Source organism: Lysobacter arseniciresistens ZS79 (genome assembly GCF_000768335.1).
In the GTDB taxonomy this organism is placed as follows: Bacteria; Pseudomonadota; Gammaproteobacteria; order Xanthomonadales; family Xanthomonadaceae; genus Novilysobacter; species Novilysobacter arseniciresistens.
This window is the reverse complement of record NZ_AVPT01000007.1, coordinates 54056-72690: the sequence shown is the minus strand read 5'-3', so window position 1 is coordinate 72690 and position 18635 is coordinate 54056. Positions and strand designations below refer to the sequence as shown.

The window sequence follows — 18635 nt, the reverse complement described above, 5'->3', positions numbered from 1 at the left end:
CCGTGATGCAAGGACTTCGATTGTAGCGCTGGCGGGGTAGGGCTTTTCCTACACGACGTTGCGGCATTGGCCGGGATGCCGGTGGGCCTGGGGGCGATGGGCCGGCACCGGCACGCGGCGGAGACTGTCTCCACCGGCGGACACCACCGGATGCGTCCGCCAGAAACCCACCGTTGCAAGGAGCACGCCATGAAATCCATCCGCACCGTCGCCCGCGCGCTGCTGCTGTCGCTGCTGTTCGCCGGCTCCGCGCTGGCGGCCGACAAGGTCGACATCAACTCCGCGGACGCCGCGACCCTCGACGAGGTGCTGGTCAACGTCGGCCCGGCCAAGGCGCGGGCGATCGTCGAGTACCGCAAGGCCAATGGTGCGTTCCGCAGCGCCGAGCAGCTTGCACTGGTCAAGGGGATCGGCCTGGCGACGGTCGAGAAGAACCGCGACCGCATCGTGGTCGGCAGCGCGGCCCGCGCCGCGAAGGCCGGCGGCGCGCGCTGAAACCCTCAGACGGGCAGGATGCCCGCACAGGAACACGGGGGAGACTCCGGACATGGACGTACGCCACCCGCACCGGACGGAACCGGGGCGGGTGGCATCGTTGCGCGCGAACGCCGCCACGCCGGGCGGGTCGATAGACTGGCCGTTCCGTCCGCTCCGTGCCACGCCGATGCCAGCCGTTTCCCGCGTCATCCCCGCCAACGAGTACCGCCGCGAGCGCTGGCGCAACCAGCTCGGCTGGACCCGCGAAATCTGCCGCGGCGGCGATGGCGACGGCGGCGGGGCCAACGACTGGGACTGGCGGCTGTCGATCGCCGAAATCGAGCAGGACGCGGCGTTCTCGTGTTTCCCCGGGATCGACCGGGAACTCGTGCTGCTGGCGGGCAACGGCGTGCGGCTGCGCTTCGACGACGGCGAGTGCATCGAGCTGCACCCGCCGCATGACCGCCACCGGTTCGCCGGCGAACGCGCGCTGACCGGCGAGCTGATCGACGGCACCACCCACGACTTCAACCTGATGTGGCGGCGCGGACGGGTCGAGGCCGCGTTGTGGCACCGGCCGCTGGTGGGGCCGATGGTGATCTTCGCCGAGCCACATTCGACCTGGGCGGTGCACCTGCTGGCCGGACAGGCCCGGTTTGCCGACGACTCCGGGTTGCCGCCGCTGGAGGGCGGCGACACCGCGGTGTTTTCCGCCGGCGGGGAGCGCCTTCGCCACGTGCTCGACGGCGGTGGCGAGGTGCTGCTGGTGCGCCTGACCGGGCCCGGCGCAGGTCCGCCGGGCCCAGTGGACGCTCAGTAGACGTCGCGCCGGTAGCGCCCTTCGGCGGCCATCGCCTCCAGCCGGTCGGTGCCGAGGATCGCCGCCAGCGCCGCGTCGACGCCGGGTGCCATCCCTTCGAGGCTGCCGCAGACGTGGATCGACGCACCCGCCTCGACCCATTCGCGGATCTCGTCGGCCGACTCGGCCAGCCGGTGCTGGACGTAATGGCGTTCGGGCTGGTCGCGCGAGTACACCCGGTCCAGCCGCACCTGGCCGTCGCGCTGCCAGGCCTCGAGTTCGTCGTTGTGGAAAGCGTCGTGGGCGGCGTTGCGTTCGCCGAACACCAGCCAGTTGCGCGAATGCCCGGCAGCGATTCGGGCCTTGAGCAGGGCGCGCAGGCCGGCCAGGCCGGTGCCGTTGCCGACCAGCAGCAGCGGCCGGTCGTCGGCCGGCGGATGGAAGCCGGGGTTGCTGCGGATCCGCAGGTCGATTGCCTGGCCGATGGCGGCGTCGCCGGTGAGCCAGCCGCTGCCGAGGCCCGCCTGGCCGTCGGGGCGGTCCATCCGCCGCACCAGCAGCTGCAGGCTGCCGTCGGCCGGCAGCGAGGCGATCGAGTACTCGCGGTGCGGCAGCGGCTGCAGGGCGTCGGCGACCGCCTGCGCCGTGGTGCCGGGCTGCGGCATCGGCAACTGCGAGCGGGCGAGCGCCGCGGAGAGCGGTTCTTCGTTGCCGGCGATGCCGACCGGTGTGTCGCCGCGCAATCCGGCCGCGGCCAGCCACGCGTCGATACGTGCGGCCGGGTGGCGCGGGCCGATCTCGGCGATGTCGCCGGCCTGCCACTGCAGGTCGGCGGCGTCCCCGGGCTGCAGCGCGAGATGGAACGCCGGGCCGCCGGCGCTGCCGGGGTTGAGCAGGCGGCGTTCGACCAGCTCCCAGCGGCGGTAGTCCGGGGCGCGCCAGTCGGGCGCATCGGTGTTGCCGCTGATCTGGCCGAGGTGGTGCTGCCAGTGGCGCAGCGCGGCCGGGTCGCCGTCGTCGACCTCGACCCGGTCGAACAGCGGCTGCGCGCCGGCATGGTGCAGGTGCTGGTCGAGTTCGCGGCCGAACGCGCAGTAGCTGTCGCGGTAGCCGCGGTCGCCCAGCGCGAGCACGCCGTAACGCAGGCCGGCCAGCGACACGGCGCCGTCGCGCAGCTTGCGGGTGAAGGCGCGGGCACCGTCGGGCGGCTCGCCCTCGCCGAAGGTCGCGGCGACGAACAGCACCTGCCGGCCGGCGAGGGCCGCCGGCGTCACCGCGCCCAGCGGCTGCACCTCCACCGCGCAGCCGCCGTCGCGCAGGGTCGCGGCGGTGCGCAGGGCGATCTGCTCGGCGGTGCCGGTCTGGCTGGCGTGCAGGACCAGGATCGGGTCGGATGACGGCCCCTGGGCCGGCGCCGGTGGCTGCGCGGCCAGCGCCGCGGCCGCCGTCATGGTTGCGCGCTTGCGACGGCGGCGGTCGAGATAGAGCATCCAGCCGGTGACGGCGAACAGCGGCATCAGCAGGCTGGCCAGCATGAACACCACCACCCCGGTGGTGCCGAAGAAACTGCCGCGGTGCAGCGGGAACATGCTGCCGCCGATCTTCTGCCGCAGGCTGCGGTCGTCGTAGCGTTCGTGCCCGACCGGCTGCAGGGTCCAGCGGTCGAGGTCCAGCGAGTTGCGCGCGCGCTCGTGCGCGGGGTCGGCGTCGAGGTAGCGGAACGACAGCGGACCGTCGTCCCTGGGCAGGCTGAGGGTGGCGCTGCTCCACGCCGGCGCGCTGGCGACGAAGGCCTGCCACGCCGCGTCGATGTCGAGCGCCGGCGGCGCGCCGCGGTCGGCCGGCGCGGCCGCCTCGACCCGCTCCGGCGTACCCGATGCGGCCCACGCGTTGACCGCGTCGCGGTACCAGCCATACGACCACCACAGCCCGGTCAGCGACATCACCAGGTAGGCAACCAGCACCCAGGTGCCGACGATGGAATGCAGGTGCCACAGGAAGTTGCGGCCCTTCTGCTTCCAGTCCAGTGCCAGCCAGCTGCGCAGGCTGCCCCAGCGGCGCGGCCAGCGCAGGTACAGGCCGGACACGCAGAAGAAGACCAGGATGACGGTCGACGCACCGACGATCTGCTTGCCGACATCGTCCGCCGCCAGCCAGCGGTGCAGCTGCATCGTGGTGCGGAAGAAGCCCCGGTAGCGCGGCTCGGGCAACACCTCGCCGCTGTACGGGTCGACGTGGCGGCGCGCGCCGCGGCGCTCGCCGTCCTTTGGCGCGAAACCGACCACCGCGGCGTCGCGCGGCCCGGACGACAGCTCCAGCGATGCGATCGCCTCGCCCGGCCGGGCGGCGCCGACGCGCTCGACCAGCGTCGCCGGCGACAGCGGCGTGCGCCCCGCGGGCTCGACCGTCATCACCCCGGGGTTGAGCGCCTCCAGTAGTTCGTCCTCGAAGCTGAGGATGCCGCCGGTCACGCCGACCAGCGCAAGCACCACGCCTGCGGTGATGCCGAGGAACCAGTGGACCTGGAAGATCACGTTGCGGAACGTCGTGGTCACCGGTCAGAACTCCACGTCGAGCGACAGCCACAGCCGGCGGCCGGCTTCGCTGGTGCTGCGGCTGTTGGCATAGGCGAGGGTGCCGCTGTTGTCGTACGGCAGGTAGTCGACGAAGTCCTTGTCGAACAGGTTGTGGACCGCGGCGTTGAGGCTGACGGCGTCGTTGAAGCGGTAGCGCGCGCCGAGGTGGTACTGCGAGTACGGCTTGTAGTCGCCCAGCTGGTCCTGCGCGGCGCCGGGGCCACGGTAGCGCGCGCTGCGGTACTCGCCGCGCAGGTAGAGCGCGAGTGCGTCGCTCGCCCGCCAGTCGAGGCTGGCGTTGAGCAGGTGGCGCGGGGTGTTGGCCAGGGGCTCGCCGGCGTCGTCGCCGCTCTTGATCTCGCTGTCGGTGAGGGTGTAGTTGACCGCCAGGTCCCAGGCATCGGCCAGCGGCACCTGCAGCGCGAACTCGGCGCCGCGGGTGACCGCCCGGTCGACATTGACGCTCTGGCCGAAGGTCGGTGCGCGCGGGAACCAGCCGGCGTCGAAGCAGTCGACCCCGCTGAAATCGGCGGCCTCGTACTCGTCCCGCGTCAGCGCGTAGGCGCAGTTGGCCACCGGCGTGCCGCTGGCGATCTTGTCGTCGAAGTCGTTGTTGAAGACGGTGAGGTTGGCACTGAAACCGTTGTCGGCGGCGTAGTAGACGCCCAGCTCGGTGGTCGCGCTGGTCTCCGGCTGCAGGCCCGGGGTGCCGATCAGCGGGATCGTGCCCTGGCCGCCGAAACCGCGGATGCCGGGGGTCAGCTCCTCGACGTTGGGCGAGCGGTAGCCCTGGCTGTAGCCGCCCTTGACCACCCAGTTGGGGCTGGCGTTCCAGACCAGGTAGGCGCGTGGGCTGAGGTGGCTGCCGAACCGGCTGTGGTCGTCGTGGCGCGCGCCGACGGTGAGGTTGAGGGCGTCGTTGATGCGCCACTCGTTCTCGGCGAACAGCGCCCATTGCTCGAAGCGGAACGGTGCCGGCGTGGCGCCGTCGACCAGCTCCGCGTCGAGGTACTGGCCGCCGACGCTGAGCTTGTGGGCGCCGATGTCGGTGACCAGTTTGGTGTCGAGCACGCGATTTTCGTTCTCGAGCCGGCGCGGGCTGCCGGCGTTGACGGTGCCGGCCGGCAGCAGGCGGCCGACGGTCTCGGTGGCGGTGCGCTGCAGGCTGGACTGCAGCAGCGAGTAGCCCAGGCGCGCGTCCCAGGCGAGCGTGGCCTGGTCGCGGTTGAAGCGCAGTTCCGGCGCGTAGCCGCCGCTGCCGAGCGTGCCCATGCGGCCGTCGCTGTTGTCGTAGTCCTGGCGGTTGGCGGCGACGTCCAGCCACAGGTCGTGGTCGTCGCCGAGCGCCAGCGACAGGCGCGTGCCGAGCTTGTGGCCGTCGTAGGCGGCCGGGTTGGCGCCCATGCGGGGCGCGGCGGTGCCGCCGTCCACCTCGTCGTAGGCGATGCGCGCGTCGCCACGCTTGAACCACGCGCCGCGCACGGCCAGGCCGAGGCGGTCGGCCACCAGCGGGCCGTCGAGGTAGAACGTGGCGCCGTACAGGTCGCCGAACTCGTCGTGCTCCTGCACGGTGGTCTCGACGCCGACCGCGCCGCCCCAACGCGTGCCGACCTTGCGGGTGATGATGTTGATCACGCCGCCCATCGCGTCCGAGCCGTACAGCGTCGACATCGGCCCGCGGATCACCTCGATGCGCTCGATCGCCGACATCGGCGGGATGAAGTTGTTGGCGGTGTTGCCGAAGTTGTTCGGTGCGACGTTGCCCGAGGTGTTCTGGCGGCGGCCGTCGATCAATACCAGCGTGTACTCCGACGGCATGCCGCGCAGGCTCACCTGCGGCGCGCCGGTCTTGTCGACGCCGACGCCGACGTCCACGCCCTCGATGTCGGCGAGGGCGTCCGCCAGCCCGTGCACCGGGCGGGTTTCCAGCTCCTCGCGGGTGATCACGGTGATGCTGGCCGGCGCCTCGCGGACAACCTGCTCGAAGCCGGCAGCGGTCACCACGACGGCATCGAGGTCGGTCGGGGCTGCGGGGGTCGCGGCGTGGGCGGCGGGCAGGGCGATCGACAGTGCGACAGCGAGCACCGCGCGACGGGGCGGGGACAGGCCGGGGTTGGAGCGGGCGGAGTTGGACCCGGTGGTGATCTGTCGGATGGGGGTACCGCGGCCGTTGTCGATGGTGCGCATGCTTGGTTCGGGGGGAGGGGTGTGCGGGAACGCGCCGGCGGATCACCGGCGGCGGGAGTGGTGGAGGGCGGCGCTCAGGTTTCGGCCCAGCGCCGCAGCAGGTTGTGGTACACGCCGGTCAGGCGCAGCACGGCTTCGCCGTCGGCGCCGCTGGCGGTGAGCGCCTGGATCGCCTGGTCGAGTTCGAACAGCATCCGGCGCTCGCCGTCGTCGCGGACCAGGCTCTGCACCCAGAAGAACGCCGCCACGCGCGCGCCGCGCGTCACCGGGGCGACGCGGTGCAGGCTGCTGGACGGATAGACCACGAGGTCGCCCGCGGGCAGCTTCACCTCGTGCTCGCCGTAGGTGTCGTGGATGACCAGCTCGCCGCCGTCGTACTCGTCGGGATCGCACAGGAACAACGTGCAGGACACGTCGGAGCGCAGGTTGACCGGCGGCAGGCCGTCAGGCACCGCCATCGCCATGACCGCGCCGTCGACGTGGAAGCCGTACCGGCCGCCGCCCTCGTAACGGTTGAAGCGCGGCGGCAGGGTCCGCGCCGGCAGCGCCGCGGCGAAGTACAGCGGGTTGGCGGCCAGCGCCGCCAGCACCTCGCGGCCCAGTTGCTGGCGCAGCGGGGAGTCCTCCGGCAGTTGCAGGTTGCGTTTCACCTGCGCGCCCTGCGGGCCCACGGTCTGCCGGCCGTCGGTCCACGCCGCGGCGTCGAGCGATTGCCGGAACCGCGCCAGCTGCGCGTCGTCGAGGATGCCCGGGATGTGGAGCAGCATGGTCGGTCCCCTGTGGCGACGGACGCCTCCCCGCGCGGGAAGGCGTCCGTGCACGTGCGTTGCGCGTGGCGTGGTGGCCGCGTGCGGTCAGAAGTGGAAGTTCGCGGTCAGCATCGCCGTGCGCGGGGCGCCCGGCGTGTAGCGGTAGCCGCTCTTGTTGATCGCCGCGACGTAGTCCTCGTCGAACAGGTTGTAGAGGTTCAGGCGCAGGTCGAGGTTCTCGTTGAACGCGTAGCTGGCGACCGCGTCCACCACCCAGTAATCCTCGGTGTAGGCCGGGGTGCCGACCGCGCCGTCGTTGCCACGCTTGAGCTCGCCCGAGTAGCGCGCGCCGCCGCCGAGGGTCAGGCCGTTGTCGAAGCGGTAGGTGGTCCACGCGGTGAAGGCGTGCTCGGGGGTGTAGGCCAGGTCGGTGGAGCCGTCGACCGAAACCGTCGGGCCTTCGGTCACCTCGGTGTCCATCGTGGTGAAGCCGGCCGAGACCAGCCAGGCGTCGGTGATGCGGCCGGCCGCGCCCAGCTCGATGCCCTGCACGCGCTTGCTGCCGTTCTGGTAGTACCGCTGGTCGATCGGGTCCTGCACGATCTCGTTGGTCAGCTCGGTGCGGTAGACGGCGGCGGTCAGCAGCAGGGCGTTGCCGGCCACCTGCCACTTGCTGCCGACCTCGGCGGTGCGCGCCTTCTGCGGGTCGAACGCCGGGTTGTTGGGGTTGTTGTCGCGGTCGCTCAGCTCGAGGCTGGCGCCGCCGGGCGGCTGCTGCGAGATCGCGTAGCTGGCGTAGATGCTGCCGTTGTCGGCCGGCTTGTAGAGCGCGCCGAGCTTCCAGTTGAACAGCGTGTCGGACACGTCGGCGTCGACGCCGGGGACGATGCTGCCCTCGGCCAGGCCGCCGCAGTCGGGCCCGCGACGGCCGCCGCACGGCACCAGGCTGCTGTATTCGGTGTCGTAGCGGTCGATGCGCAGGCCGCCGTTGAGCTGCCAGCGCTCGTTGAGGGTGATGGTGTCGAACGCGTAGACCGCGGCGGTGTCGGTGCGGCCGTCGCCGCGGGCACCGGTGTGCTCGCGCAGCAGGCCGGTGACGGCGGGGTCGGGGTTGTACAGGTTGGCGTCGGGCCAGCCGGTGCCGGCCACCGGTGCCACGCCGAGGGTCTGCAGGTCCTCGCGGATCAGTTCCAGCCCGGTGGTGATGTCGTGGCGGACGCCGCCGGCGTCGACGGCCAGGTTGAGCAGGGTCTGGTTGGTCAGGATCTCGTTGCGCTGGTCCTTGAACGTCGGCAGGTTGCGAGTGATGGTCCAGGTCGAGCGGTCGGTGATGTCCGGCGTCAGCAGGCGGCCGGCCGAACCCATGAAGGCGGTCAGCATGTAGTCCTGCTGCGTGCGGCCCCAGCGGGTGGTGTTGACCAGCCGCGCGTCGGCGCCGAAGTCGTGCTCCACGCGCACGGTGGCCATGTCGGCGGTGACGTCGTCGTAGTCGCCGAGGGTGCCGTAGAAGTTCCCGGGGTCGACCGGCGGCGCGCTGCCGAGCTCGGGACGCTCCGGATCCGGCGAGGTGTAGCCGGGCAGGCCGATGGTCGGCACGCCGCCGTCGGGGATGTTCTCGTGCTGCACGTGCAGCATGTCGACGTAGACGCGGGTGGCGCCGTCGAGGCCGAACGCGAGCGAAGGCGCCACGCCCCAGCGCTTGTTCTCGGCCACGTCGCGCCCGGCGACCTCGCTGTCCTGCGCCATCAGGTTGACGCGCAGCGCGGCGCCGGGACCGAACGCGCGGTTCCAGTCGGCGGTCAGGCGCTTGTGGTCCTCGCTGCCGTACGACGCCGAGGCCGCGGTGCTGTCGCGCAGGTGCGGGCGCTTGGTGACCAGGTTGATCGCGCCCGTCGGCGCGGTGCGGCCGTAGTCGGTGCCGGCCGGGCCCTTGGCGACCTCGACCTGTTCGATGTTGAACACGTCGCGCGAGACCGAACCGAGGTCGCGCACGCCGTCGACGAAGATGCTGCCGGAGGTGTCGAAGCCGCGCAGGTAGACGGCGTCGCCGGTGGTGGTGTTGCCGTTCTCGCCGACGTAGAAGGTGCTCACGCCGGGGCTGTTGCGCAGCGCCTCGGTGAGGGTGGTGGCGCCCTGCTCGTTGAACAGGTCGCTGCCGATCACGCTCAGGGTGCGGGTGGTGTCGACCAGCGGCTGCTGGAATTTCGGCGATGCCGACTGGCCGGTGTAGCGCTTGATCCGCTGGCCTTCGACGTGGACGCCGTCCAGCGTGGTCGCCTGCACCGCGCCGGCGGGCGCGGCATCCAGCCCGGCATCCATCGCCAGCGCCGGCGGGGCGCCGAGGGCGAGGCCGGCCAGCAACGAGGCGGCGGTGACCGAACGGGAGGAGGGCGAGGTCGCCGGACGGGCGACGGCGTGCTTGCGGCTCTTGATATGGGCCATTTCCATGTGCCTTGTCATTGGTGGACCGGCGGGGCGGGTCCGTGGCGGGGGAGTGCATCCGCCGGCGGCCACGTGCCGGGAGAGAGGCGGCACGCGGCGGAACGGGTCCGGAGCCCGTTCATTTTAAGTGCAAGTAAGAATGATTCGCAATAACGTTGACAGCGAGACGCAGGAGCTTTAGCGGTCGTCTCGGGTCCAGACCACGCCGTCCTCGACCTTCACCGGGAACTTGGGCACCGGCTCGTAGGCGGGCGCGCACAGCGCCGCGCCGTCGCGGACATCGAACTTCGCGCCGTGCAGGACGCACTCGATGGTGGCGTCGGCACCGTTGAACCGGCCCGCCGACAGCTCGAAGTCCTCGTGGCTGCAGCGGTCTTCCATGGCGTGGTAGTCGCCCTCGAAGTTGACCACCAGGATCGCCGTGTCGCCGTCCCAGGCGACGGTGGACTCGCCGGGCAGCAACTCGGCGGTGGTGCAGACGCGGACCCAGTCGGTCATGGCAGCTCCTTTTCCAGCACGGCGAAGCGCAGGTCGTTGCGCAGCGGCAGGCCGAAGCGCGGGTCGGTAGCGGGGAAGGGCCGGGTCTGGCCGGTGCGGTGGTAGCCGCGGCGCTCGTACCAGGCGATCAGTTCGGTGCGCAGGTCGATCACGGTCATCCGCATCAGCGGCAGCCGCCAGTCCTCGCGCGCGATGCGCTCGGCCTCGGCGAGGATCGCCCGGCCCAGGCCGCCGCGCTGCAGCTCGGGCCGCACCGCGAACATGCCGAAGTAGCCGGCGCCGTCTTCCTCGGCGACGTGTGCGCAGCCCAGCAGCGCGTTGCCGTCCCCGGCCAGCAGGATTCGGCTGCGCGGCCGGGCGATGTCGGCCAGCAACACCTCCGGCACGATGCGGTTGCCGTCGAGCAGGTCGGCCTCGGTGGTCCAGCCGGCGCGGCTGGCCTCGCCGCGGTAGGCGGAGGTGACCAGGGTGACGAGGTCGGGGACGTCGGCGGTGGTGGCGGCGCGGAAGGTCGGTGCGGGCATGGAAGGGCGGGTCACAACAGCAGCTTTCGCACCTTCTCCAGCGCCGCGATGAACGCGTCGATCTCGTCGAAGGTGTTGTAGAACGCGAACGAGGCGCGGCAGGTCGCCGGCACGCCGAAGTGCTGCATCAACGGATGCGCGCAGTGGTGGCCGGAGCGCACGGCGACGCCTTCGAGGTCGAGCAGGGTGGCGAGATCGTGCGCGTGTGCGCCTTCGATCAGGAAGCTGATCACCGCGGCCTTTTCGCGCGCCCGGCCGAAGATGCGCACGCCTTCGGTCCGGTCGAGCCGGTCCGTCGCATAGGCCAGCAACTCCTGCTCGCGCGCCTCGATGTTGGCCATGCCGATCGCCGACAGGTAGTCGACCGCGGCCCCGAGGCCGATGAAGCCGGCGATGTTGGGCGTGCCGGCCTCGAACTTGTGCGGGGCGTCGTTGAACACGGTGCCGTCGAAGCGCACCTGCTTGATCATCTCGCCGCCGCCGAGGAACGGCGGCATCGCGTCGAGGTGCTCGCGCCGCGCCCACAACGCACCGGTGCCGGTCGGTCCGGCCATCTTGTGGCCGGTGATCGCGTAGAAGTCGCAGCCGATCGCGGCCACGTCCAGCGGCCGGTGCGGCGCCGCCTGCGAGCCGTCGACCACGGTGACGATGCCGCGCTTGCGCGCTTGCCGGCAGATGTCACGCACCGGGTTGACCGTGCCGAGCACGTTGGAGACGTGCGTCACCGCGAGCAGCTTCACCTCGGCGGTCAACAGCGCGTAGAGCTGTTCGAGGTCGAGGTCGCCGTTCTCGTCGATCTCGGCCACCTTGATCGTCGCGCCAGTGCGCTGCGCGACCAGTTGCCACGGCACGATGTTGGCGTGGTGCTCCATCCGCGTGACCACGATCGCGTCGCCGGGCTGCAACCGTGGCAGCGCCCAGCTGTAGGCGACCAGGTTGATCGCGAAGGTGGTGCCGCTGCACAGCACCAGCTCGTCGGCGCGGACGTTGAGGAACTTCGCCAGCTTGCCGCGGGCCGCTTCGTAGGCCTCGGTCGCCTCGCTGCCGAGCGCGTGCACCGCGCGGCTGACGTTGGCGTTGTGGTTGCGGAAGAAGTCGTCGACGGTGTCGATCACCCGCGCCGGCTTCTGCCCGGTGTTGGCCGAGTCCAGGTACACCAGCGGCTTGCCGTGCACCTGCCGCTTCAGGACCGGGAAGTCCTCGCGGACGCGGGCCCAGTCGACGGCGCCGCCGGCGATCGCGGCCTCGCGGTTCATGCGTCCACCATGCCGGTCGCGACCGAGCGAGCGAGCGAGGCGTCGAGCCGGGTGCCGACCGCGTCGCGCACGGCGGCATCCTCGATCACCGACAGCGTCTCGCGGCAGAACGCGGCGGTCAGCAGCGCGCGCGCCTGCTCGGCCGGGATGCCGCGCGAGCGCAGGTAGAACATCGCGGTCGGGTCGAGCTGGCCGACCGTCGCGCCGTGCGCGGCCTGCACCTCGTCGGCGTGGATCACCAGCACCGGCTGGGTGTCGATCTCGGCGCCCGCGCCCAGCAGCAGGTTCTTGTTGGACAGGTTGGCGTTGGTGCCGTCGGCGCCCTCTCGGATCAGGATGCCGCCGTGGAACACCGCCTTGGCGCGGTCGGCGCCGATGCCGCGCCAGGTGAGCTCGCACGCGGTGTCGCGCGCGGCGTGGTCGATGCCCAGGCGGGTGTCGAGGTGGCGCTTGCCGTCGGCCAGCAGCACGCCGTTGGCATGCAGGCGGGCGTTGTCGCCCTGCAGGGTGACGTTGAGCTCGTGCCGCGACAGGGCGGCGCCGAGTTCGAGGTCGAGCCGGCGGTACTCGGCGTCGCGCGCGAGCACGGCGTCGGTGCGGTGGAGCAGGGTGGCCCCGGCCGACTCGTCCTGCACGCGCGCGTGCAGCAGGCGCGCACCGCGGCCCAGATGCACGTGCATCAGCGAGTTGCCGAGGTGGCGGTGTTCGCCGGTCGACAGCTGGTGCTCGACCACGCGCAGCTCGGCGCCGCCCTTGAGTTCGAGCCGGTGGCGCAGGTGCCAGGCCTGGTCGCCGTCCGCCGGCACGCCGATGAACACCAGGTGGACGGCGGTGGTGGTGCGGACGTCGGCCTCGACGCGCAGTACCACGCCTTCGTCGGCGAGCGCGGCGTTGATCCGGGCGAACACCTCGTCGGCGCGCTCGAAGCGGCGGGCGAGGAAGTTCGCGCCGCGCTCGTCGCCCTCGCGCAACACCTGCGACAGCGGCCGCAGGGTGACGCCGTCGGGCAGGCCGGCGAGGTCGGAACGGGCGGCGTCGAAACGGCCGTTGGCGAACACGATCCGCGGTGCCGGGATGCCGGCCAGCGCGGCGTTATCGAACGCGGGGACGGTTTCGGGACGGGCAAAGCTGCGGCGTTCAAGCGAACGCAGCGGGGTGTACTTCCACGCCTCCACGCGGGTGTGCGGCAGGCCGTCGCGCAGGGCGGCGTCGAGTGCCTCGCGGCGCGCGTCGCCGAGCCCGGCGGCGTCGCGGACCTCGATCGTGTCCAGGGTGGAAGCCAGCGAGTCGAGCAGGGCGCTCATCAGGCGGCGGCCTCCGGCGCGACGCGGTCCTTGATCCACGCGTAGCCGTGCTCTTCCAACTGCAGCGCCAGCTCCGGACCGCCGGTCTCGACGATGCGGCCGTCGGCCAGCACGTGCACCACGTCGGGCCTGATGTAGTCGAGCAGGCGCTGGTAGTGGGTGATCACGAGGAAGGCGCGGCCGTCCGAGCGCAGCGTGTTGACGCCTTCGGCGACGGTCCGCAGGGCGTCGATGTCGAGGCCCGAGTCGGTCTCGTCGAGGATCGCCAGCTTCGGTTCCAGCAACGCCAGCTGGAAGATTTCGTTGCGCTTCTTCTCGCCGCCGCTGAAGCCCTCGTTGACGCCGCGGTGGAGCAGTTCGTCCTTCAGGTGCAGCACCGCGAGCTTCTCGCGCACCAGCTTGAGGAACTGCATCGAGTCGAGCTCCGCCTCGCCGCGCGCCTTGCGCTGGGCGTTGAGCGCGGTGCGCAGGAAGTAGGTGTTGTTCACGCCCGGGATCTCGACCGGGTACTGGAACGCGAGGAACACGCCGGTCGCGGCGCGCTCCTCCGGCTCCAGCGCCAGCAGGTCCTGGCCGTTGAAGGTGACCGAGCCTTCGGTGACCTCGTAGCCTTCGCGGCCGGCGATGATGTTGCCCAGCGTCGACTTGCCGGCACCGTTAGGGCCCATGATCGCGTGCACTTGGCCGGGCTGCAGCTCGAGCGACAGGCCCTTGAGGATTTCCTTGCCGGCGACGCTGGCGTGGAGGTTTTCGATCTTCAGCATGTTTTGTTCTCGCATCCCGCGGACGGGTGGAATATTGGATTCTTTGTAGGAGCGACGTGAGTCGCGACCCGCCGAACGTTGGTGTCGATGTACAGGTCGCGACTTACGTCGCTCCTACATGGACTGGCCGGCCTTAACCGACTGAGCCTTCCAGCGACACTTCCAGCAGCTTCTTGGCTTCGACCGCGAACTCCATCGGCAGCTCGCGGAACACCTGCTTGCAGAAGCCGTCCACGATCATCGACACCGCGTCCTCCTCGCCGATGCCGCGCGAACGGCAATAGAACAGCTGGTCGTCGCTGATCTTCGAGGTGGTCGCCTCGTGCTCGACGGTCGCGCTCGGATTCTTCACCTCGATGTAGGGGAAGGTGTGGGCGCCGCACTTCTTGCCGATCAGCAGCGAGTCGCACTGGGTGTAGTTGCGCGCGCCCTCGGCACCGGCGGCCACCTTGACCAGCCCGCGGTAGGTGTTCTGGCCGCGGCCGGCGCTGATGCCCTTGCTGATGATCTTGCTCTTGGTGCGCTTGCCGATGTGGATCATCTTGGTGCCGGTGTCGGCCTGCTGGCGGTGATGCGTCAGCGCGACCGAGTGGAACTCGCCGGTGGAGTCGTCGCCGACCAGCACGCAGCTCGGGTACTTCCAGGTGATCGCCGAACCGGTCTCGACCTGGGTCCAGTGGATCCTGCTGCGTGCGCCGCGGCACTCGCCGCGCTTGGTCACGAAGTTATAGATGCCGCCGACGCCGTTCTCGTCGCCGGGATACCAGTTCTGCACGGTCGAGTACTTGATGTCGGCCTCTTCCAGCGCGACCAGTTCGACCACCGCCGCGTGCAACTGGTTCTCGTCGCGCATCGGCGCGGTGCAGCCCTCCAGGTAGGAGACCTGGGCGCGGTCCTCGCAGATGATCAGGGTGCGCTCGAACTGGCCGGTATGGCCGGCGTTGATGCGGAAGTAGGTGGAGAGCTCCATCGGGCAGCGCACGCCCTCGGGGATGAACACGAAGCTGCCGTCGGAGAACACCGCCGAGTTGAGCGCCGCGAAGTAGTTGTCGCCGACCGGAACCACCGTGCCGAGGTACTTCTTCACCAGCTCCGGATGCTCCTTGATGGCCTCGGACATCGAGCAGAAGATGATGCCCTTGTCGGCCAGTTCCTTGCGGAAGGTGGTGCCGACCGACACCGAGTCGAACACCGCGTCCACGGCGACGCCGGCCAGCTTGGCGCGCTCGTGCAGCGGCACGCCGAGCTTGTCGTAGGTGTCGATCAGTTCCTGCGGCACCTCGTCGAGCGACTTGTACTTCGGGCCCTTGGGCGCGGAGTAGTAGCTCAGTGCCTGCAGGTCGATCGGGCCGATCCTCAGCTTGGCCCAGTCGGGCATCGGCATCGTGAGGAAGTGCCGGTACGCCGCCAGCCGCCATTCGGTCATCCACTCCGGCTCCTCCTTCTTGGCCGAGAGCGCGCGGATGGTGTCCTCGTCCAGGCCGGGTGGCAGGCTGTCGGATTCGATGTCCGTGATGAAGCCGGCCTCGTACTTGCGTCCGAGCTGGGCGTGGATTTCCCGGTTGGCCCCGTCTTCGGCGACGGAGGTATCGGGACGGGTTTCGGTGAGCTGGGTGGCCATCTGGCTGCCTGTCATTCGTTAAGCGTTCGCCAGGCGCAGGTCGATGCGCCGGGACGGAAGGGCGGGGGAGTCCGGCGGTGCGGGCGGCACGCCGTCGATCATCTGGGCGAGGCTGACGTTGCGCAGCGCCTCGACCACCACGTCGTTGATCCGGCGCCAGTTGGCGCGCACGCCGCACTGGTCCTCGATCGTGCAGTTGCCTGCGTGGATGCTGCATTCGGTCATGGCCAGCGGGCCCTCCATCGCCTCGACCACCTCGACCAGGCTGATCGACGCGGGCGGACGCGACAGCCGGTAGCCGCCGTTGGCGCCCCGGAAGCCCTCGACCAGGCCGGCCTGGGCCAGCGGCTTGAGCAGCTTGCTGACCGTCGGCGGCTCCAGGCCGGCGCGCTCGGCCAGCTCCGACGCACTCATCACCGCCTCGGGATCGGCCGCGAGCACGGTCAGCACGACGGTGGCGTAATCGGTGAGCTTGGTGACGCGGAGCATCGCGGGGACCTCAATTCGTACCGGAATTGTACGGATTGATCCGGCCGCAGCCAAGAGGGCGGCCGCGGGAGCGTTCAAGAAGGGCCGCGCGCGGCTTCGGGCACAATGGCCGATCCGTCCAGCCGGAACCCCAGCATGCCGAGCAAGATCGTCGCCCGCCGCTCCGCCATCCATGGCAACGGCGTGTTCGCCCTGCAGCCCATCAGCAAGGGCGAGCGCATCATCGAGTACAAGGGCCGGCGACGCACCCACGAGGAAGTCGATGCCGGCGACACCGGCGACGCCGACTCCGGCCACACCTTCCTGTTCACCCTGAACGACGAGTACGTGATCGACGCCAATTACGAAGGCGGCGTCGCGCGCTGGATCAACCACAGCTGCGCGCCCAACTGCGAGGCGGTGCTGGAGGAGCACGATGGCGACGACCGCCGCCGGGACCGGGTGTTCATCGAGGCGACCCGCAACATCCGGCCCGGCGAGGAGCTGGCCTACAACTACGGCATCACCCTGGAAGAAGCGCACACGCCGCGGATGAAGAAGATCTGGGCCTGCCGCTGCGGCGCGAAGGACTGCACCGGCACGATGCTGCAGCCGAAGCGCAGGAAGAAGGCCTGAACCCGGTCGACGGCCGACGGTTCGTGTAGGAACGGCGCAGGTCGCGACCTGTACAGCGCCACGGAGGCGCGGCGGGTCGCGACCTGCGTCGCTCCTACAAGCAGGCCACCTCGTCGACAACTGGACCAACGGCTGCGGTCCATCGCGGGGCATCGTCACGAGCACCCGTTACCATCGGGGGATTCCATCGCAGACGGAGTCCCCCGCATGACCTCGATCAACGGCAAGGTCGCCATCGTCACCGGCGCGGCCAGCGGCATCGGCAAGGAAATCGCCTTCGAGCTTTCGCGGGCCGGCGCGGCCGTGGCGATCGCCGACATCAACCTCGAGGGCGCCCGTGCCGTCGCCGCCGAAATCGGGCAGGCCGGCGGCCGTGCGATCGGCGTGGCAATGGACGTCACCGACGAGGACGCGGTCAACGCGGGCACCGCGCAGGTGGTGAAGGAGCTGGGCCCGGTGGACATCCTCGTGTCGAACGCCGGCATCCAGATCGTCAACCCGATCGAGAACTACAGCTACGCCGACTGGAAGAAGATGCTGGCGATCCACCTCGACGGCGCCTTCCTGACCACCAGGGCGGCGCTGCCGCACATGTACGCGGCCGGCGACGACGGCAAGCCGCGCGGCGGCACGGTCATCTACATGGGCTCGGTGCACTCGCACCAGGCCAGCAAGCTCAAGTCGGCGTACGTCACCGCCAAGCACGGCCTGCTCGGGCTGTCGCGCACGCTGGCGAAGGAGGGCGGCGAGCGCGGCGTGCGCAGTCACGTGGTCTGCCCCGGCTTCGTGCGCACCCCGCTGGTCGACAGGCAGATCCCGGAGCAGGCGAAGGAGCTGGGGATCAGCGAGGAGGAGGTGATCCGCAACGTGATGCTCGGCCAGACCGTCGATGGCATCTTCACCACGGTCGAGGACGTCGCGCAGACGGTCCGGTTCCTGTGCGAGTTCCCCAGCGCCGCGCTGACCGGGCAGAGTTTCGTCGTCAGCCACGGCTGGCACATGCAGTAACGGCGGAAACGGGGCCGTACCGATGACCGCCACGCCGGAGCTGCGCCTGCCCGGACACATCGCCCTGGTGCTGCAGGGCGGCGGCGCGCTGGGTTCCTACCAGGCGGGCGTGTTTCAGGGCCTGCACGCGGCCGGCGTGGAGCCCGACTGGGTCGCGGGCATCTCGATCGGCGCGTTCAACGCCGCGATCATCGCCGGCAACCCGCCGCAGCGGCGGGTCGACGCGCTGCACGAGTTCTGGGAGACGATCTCGCAGCCGTACCTCCTGCCGGCGACCACGCTCGGGCAGGAGGCGCACTTCCTCGACATCGGCGAGCACGCGCGCGCCTGGCTCGACACCTGGGAAGCGTGGCGCGCGTTGACCGAGGGCCAGCGTGGCTTCTACCAGCCGCGCAGCTGGAGCAGCTGGCTGCCGGGGCAGAACCCGTTGCAGCCGGGCGGCCCCACGGTCGCCAGCTGGTACGACACCCGCCCGATGATCGCGACGCTGGAACGGCTGGTCGACTTCGACCGGCTCAACGACGGCGAGATGCGGGTCTCGGTTGGCGCGGTCGATGTCGCCAGCGGCAACCTGGAATACTTCGACAACCGCGCCATGCGGCTCGACGCGCGCCACATCCTCGCATCCGGTGCGCTGCCGCCGGCGTTCCCGGCGGTCGAGATCGACGGGCGCTTCTACTGGGACGGCGGGCTGGTCTCCAACACCCCGCTGTCGTACCTGCTGCAGGCCGAACCGCAGGCCGACACGCTGGTGTTCCAGGTCGACCTGTGGAATGCGCGCGGCGAGCTGCCGCAGACCCTGCTCGACGTCGCCGAGCGCGAGAAGGAGATCCGCTACTCCAGCCGCACCCGCATGGTCACCGACATCCAGCGCGTCGGGCAGCATTACCGGCGGCTGCTGCGCGAGTTGCTGGAGGAGATCCCGGCCGACGTGCGCGAGTCCAACCCGTGGTGCCGCCACGCGGCGGAACTGGCCTGCGACAACCGGATCGGGGTGATCCACCTGATCTACCGCGAGCGGGCCCGGTTCGGCCACTTCAAGGACTACCAGTTCGGCCGGGTGGCGATGCGCGAGCACTGGCAGTCCGGCCTGGCCGACATCGGCCGCGCGCTGGCGCATCCGGAGTGGCTGGAGCTGCCGACGGGGGAGAACACCTTCGTCACCCACGACGCCACCGCGCCGGATTGATCCGGCTCCGCGCCTGCTTCCCCTGTAGGAGCGACGTAAGTCGCGACCTGTACATCGCCTCAAAAGTTCGGCGGGTCGCGCTCATGTCGCTCCTGCCCGGAGCCGGCCCCAACCCTGCGATGCGCCACGCCCCGGTT

The 18635-nt window shown here is 70.7% G+C and carries 16 protein-coding genes; 5 read left to right on the top strand and 11 right to left on the bottom strand.

Features of this window, described 5'->3' with window-relative positions; translation table 11 throughout:
- Window positions 1-189: 189 nt before the first annotated feature.
- On the top strand, window positions 190-495 hold the full coding sequence (locus tag N799_RS05735) for a ComEA family DNA-binding protein (RefSeq protein ID WP_036209216.1): 306 nt from the start codon (window positions 190-192) through the stop codon (window positions 493-495).
- 169 nt (window positions 496-664) lie between these two features.
- Complete coding sequence (locus N799_RS05730; protein WP_036209212.1) at window positions 665-1297, top strand: HutD/Ves family protein; 633 nt, start codon at window positions 665-667, stop codon at window positions 1295-1297.
- On the opposite strand, the gene N799_RS05725 is transcribed toward N799_RS05730, so the two are convergent.
- The 11 genes from N799_RS05725 to N799_RS05675 form a co-directional block, all read right to left on the bottom strand.
- Complete coding sequence (locus N799_RS05725) at window positions 1291-3831, bottom strand: PepSY domain-containing protein (RefSeq protein ID WP_036209211.1); 2541 nt, start codon at window positions 3829-3831, stop codon at window positions 1291-1293. The two genes, N799_RS05730 and N799_RS05725, sit on opposite strands and share 7 nt — an antisense overlap.
- A 3-nt stretch (window positions 3832-3834) precedes the next feature.
- Window positions 3835-6039, bottom strand: a complete 2205-nt coding sequence (locus N799_RS05720; RefSeq protein WP_081974711.1) for a TonB-dependent receptor domain-containing protein — start codon at window positions 6037-6039, stop codon at window positions 3835-3837.
- Between the two features lie 74 nt (window positions 6040-6113).
- On the bottom strand, window positions 6114-6806 hold the full coding sequence (locus N799_RS05715; RefSeq protein WP_036209210.1) for a Fe2+-dependent dioxygenase: 693 nt from the start codon (window positions 6804-6806) through the stop codon (window positions 6114-6116).
- Between the two features lie 87 nt (window positions 6807-6893).
- On the bottom strand, window positions 6894-9230 hold the full coding sequence (locus N799_RS05710) for a catecholate siderophore receptor Fiu (protein ID WP_036209323.1): 2337 nt from the start codon (window positions 9228-9230) through the stop codon (window positions 6894-6896).
- A gap of 177 nt (window positions 9231-9407) precedes the next feature.
- Complete coding sequence (locus tag N799_RS05705; RefSeq protein ID WP_036209208.1) at window positions 9408-9728, bottom strand: non-heme iron oxygenase ferredoxin subunit; 321 nt, start codon at window positions 9726-9728, stop codon at window positions 9408-9410.
- A complete protein-coding gene (locus N799_RS05700) occupies window positions 9725-10252 on the bottom strand; it encodes a GNAT family N-acetyltransferase (protein ID WP_036209206.1) in 528 nt (175 codons plus the stop codon). Before N799_RS05700 ends, N799_RS05705 begins: the two co-directional genes overlap by 4 nt.
- A gap of 11 nt (window positions 10253-10263) precedes the next feature.
- Entirely contained in the window at window positions 10264-11508 is a 1245-nt protein-coding gene (locus N799_RS05695; protein WP_036209204.1) for a cysteine desulfurase, read from the bottom strand.
- Complete coding sequence (gene sufD / locus N799_RS05690; protein WP_036209202.1) at window positions 11505-12812, bottom strand: Fe-S cluster assembly protein SufD; 1308 nt, start codon at window positions 12810-12812, stop codon at window positions 11505-11507. Before sufD ends, N799_RS05695 begins: the two co-directional genes overlap by 4 nt.
- A complete protein-coding gene (sufC, locus tag N799_RS05685) occupies window positions 12812-13576 on the bottom strand; it encodes a Fe-S cluster assembly ATPase SufC (RefSeq protein WP_036209200.1) in 765 nt (254 codons plus the stop codon). Before sufC ends, sufD begins: the two co-directional genes overlap by 1 nt.
- A gap of 133 nt (window positions 13577-13709) precedes the next feature.
- A complete protein-coding gene (gene sufB / locus N799_RS05680) occupies window positions 13710-15197 on the bottom strand; it encodes a Fe-S cluster assembly protein SufB (RefSeq protein WP_036209198.1) in 1488 nt (495 codons plus the stop codon).
- A gap of 18 nt (window positions 15198-15215) precedes the next feature.
- Entirely contained in the window at window positions 15216-15686 is a 471-nt protein-coding gene (locus N799_RS05675; RefSeq protein WP_036209196.1) for an SUF system Fe-S cluster assembly regulator, read from the bottom strand.
- A 135-nt stretch (window positions 15687-15821) separates the two neighbouring features.
- On the opposite strand from N799_RS05675, the gene N799_RS05670 reads away from it, so the two are divergent.
- The 3 genes from N799_RS05670 to N799_RS05660 all read left to right on the top strand — a co-directional run bounded on the left by N799_RS05670 (window position 15822) and on the right by N799_RS05660 (window position 18498).
- Window positions 15822-16301 (top strand): SET domain-containing protein, encoded by a 480-nt coding sequence (locus N799_RS05670; RefSeq protein WP_036209320.1) that lies wholly within the window; start codon window positions 15822-15824, stop codon window positions 16299-16301.
- A 207-nt stretch (window positions 16302-16508) separates the two neighbouring features.
- Window positions 16509-17309 (top strand): 3-hydroxybutyrate dehydrogenase, encoded by an 801-nt coding sequence (locus tag N799_RS05665; RefSeq protein WP_036209193.1) that lies wholly within the window; start codon window positions 16509-16511, stop codon window positions 17307-17309.
- 22 nt (window positions 17310-17331) lie between these two features.
- Window positions 17332-18498: a DUF3734 domain-containing protein gene (locus N799_RS05660; RefSeq protein WP_036209191.1), complete on the top strand. Its 1167-nt coding sequence runs from the start codon at window positions 17332-17334 to the stop codon at window positions 18496-18498.
- Window positions 18499-18635 lie beyond the last annotated feature (137 nt).

Excerpts from the sequence above, each read along its gene's own strand:
- N799_RS05715 (WP_036209210.1), bottom strand. The coding sequence starts at position 6,806 with ATGCTGCTCCACATCCCGGGCATCCTCGACGACGCGCAGCTGGCGCGG.
- N799_RS05705 (WP_036209208.1), bottom strand. The coding sequence starts at position 9,728 with ATGACCGACTGGGTCCGCGTCTGCACCACCGCCGAGTTGCTGCCCGGC.
- N799_RS05660 (WP_036209191.1), top strand. The coding sequence starts at position 17,332 with ATGACCGCCACGCCGGAGCTGCGCCTGCCCGGACACATCGCCCTGGTG.
- sufB (WP_036209198.1), bottom strand. The coding sequence starts at position 15,197 with ATGGCCACCCAGCTCACCGAAACCCGTCCCGATACCTCCGTCGCCGAA.
- N799_RS05665 (WP_036209193.1), top strand. The coding sequence starts at position 16,509 with ATGACCTCGATCAACGGCAAGGTCGCCATCGTCACCGGCGCGGCCAGC.
- N799_RS05720 (WP_081974711.1), bottom strand. The coding sequence starts at position 6,039 with ATGCGCACCATCGACAACGGCCGCGGTACCCCCATCCGACAGATCACC.
- sufD (WP_036209202.1), bottom strand. The coding sequence starts at position 12,812 with ATGAGCGCCCTGCTCGACTCGCTGGCTTCCACCCTGGACACGATCGAG.
- N799_RS05700 (WP_036209206.1), bottom strand. The coding sequence starts at position 10,252 with ATGCCCGCACCGACCTTCCGCGCCGCCACCACCGCCGACGTCCCCGAC.
- N799_RS05670 (WP_036209320.1), top strand. The coding sequence starts at position 15,822 with ATGCCGAGCAAGATCGTCGCCCGCCGCTCCGCCATCCATGGCAACGGC.
- N799_RS05695 (WP_036209204.1), bottom strand. The coding sequence starts at position 11,508 with ATGAACCGCGAGGCCGCGATCGCCGGCGGCGCCGTCGACTGGGCCCGC.
- N799_RS05730 (WP_036209212.1), top strand. The coding sequence starts at position 665 with ATGCCAGCCGTTTCCCGCGTCATCCCCGCCAACGAGTACCGCCGCGAG.
- N799_RS05710 (WP_036209323.1), bottom strand. The coding sequence starts at position 9,230 with ATGGCCCATATCAAGAGCCGCAAGCACGCCGTCGCCCGTCCGGCGACC.
- N799_RS05675 (WP_036209196.1), bottom strand. The coding sequence starts at position 15,686 with ATGCTCCGCGTCACCAAGCTCACCGATTACGCCACCGTCGTGCTGACC.
- N799_RS05735 (WP_036209216.1), top strand. The coding sequence starts at position 190 with ATGAAATCCATCCGCACCGTCGCCCGCGCGCTGCTGCTGTCGCTGCTG.
- sufC (WP_036209200.1), bottom strand. The coding sequence starts at position 13,576 with ATGCTGAAGATCGAAAACCTCCACGCCAGCGTCGCCGGCAAGGAAATC.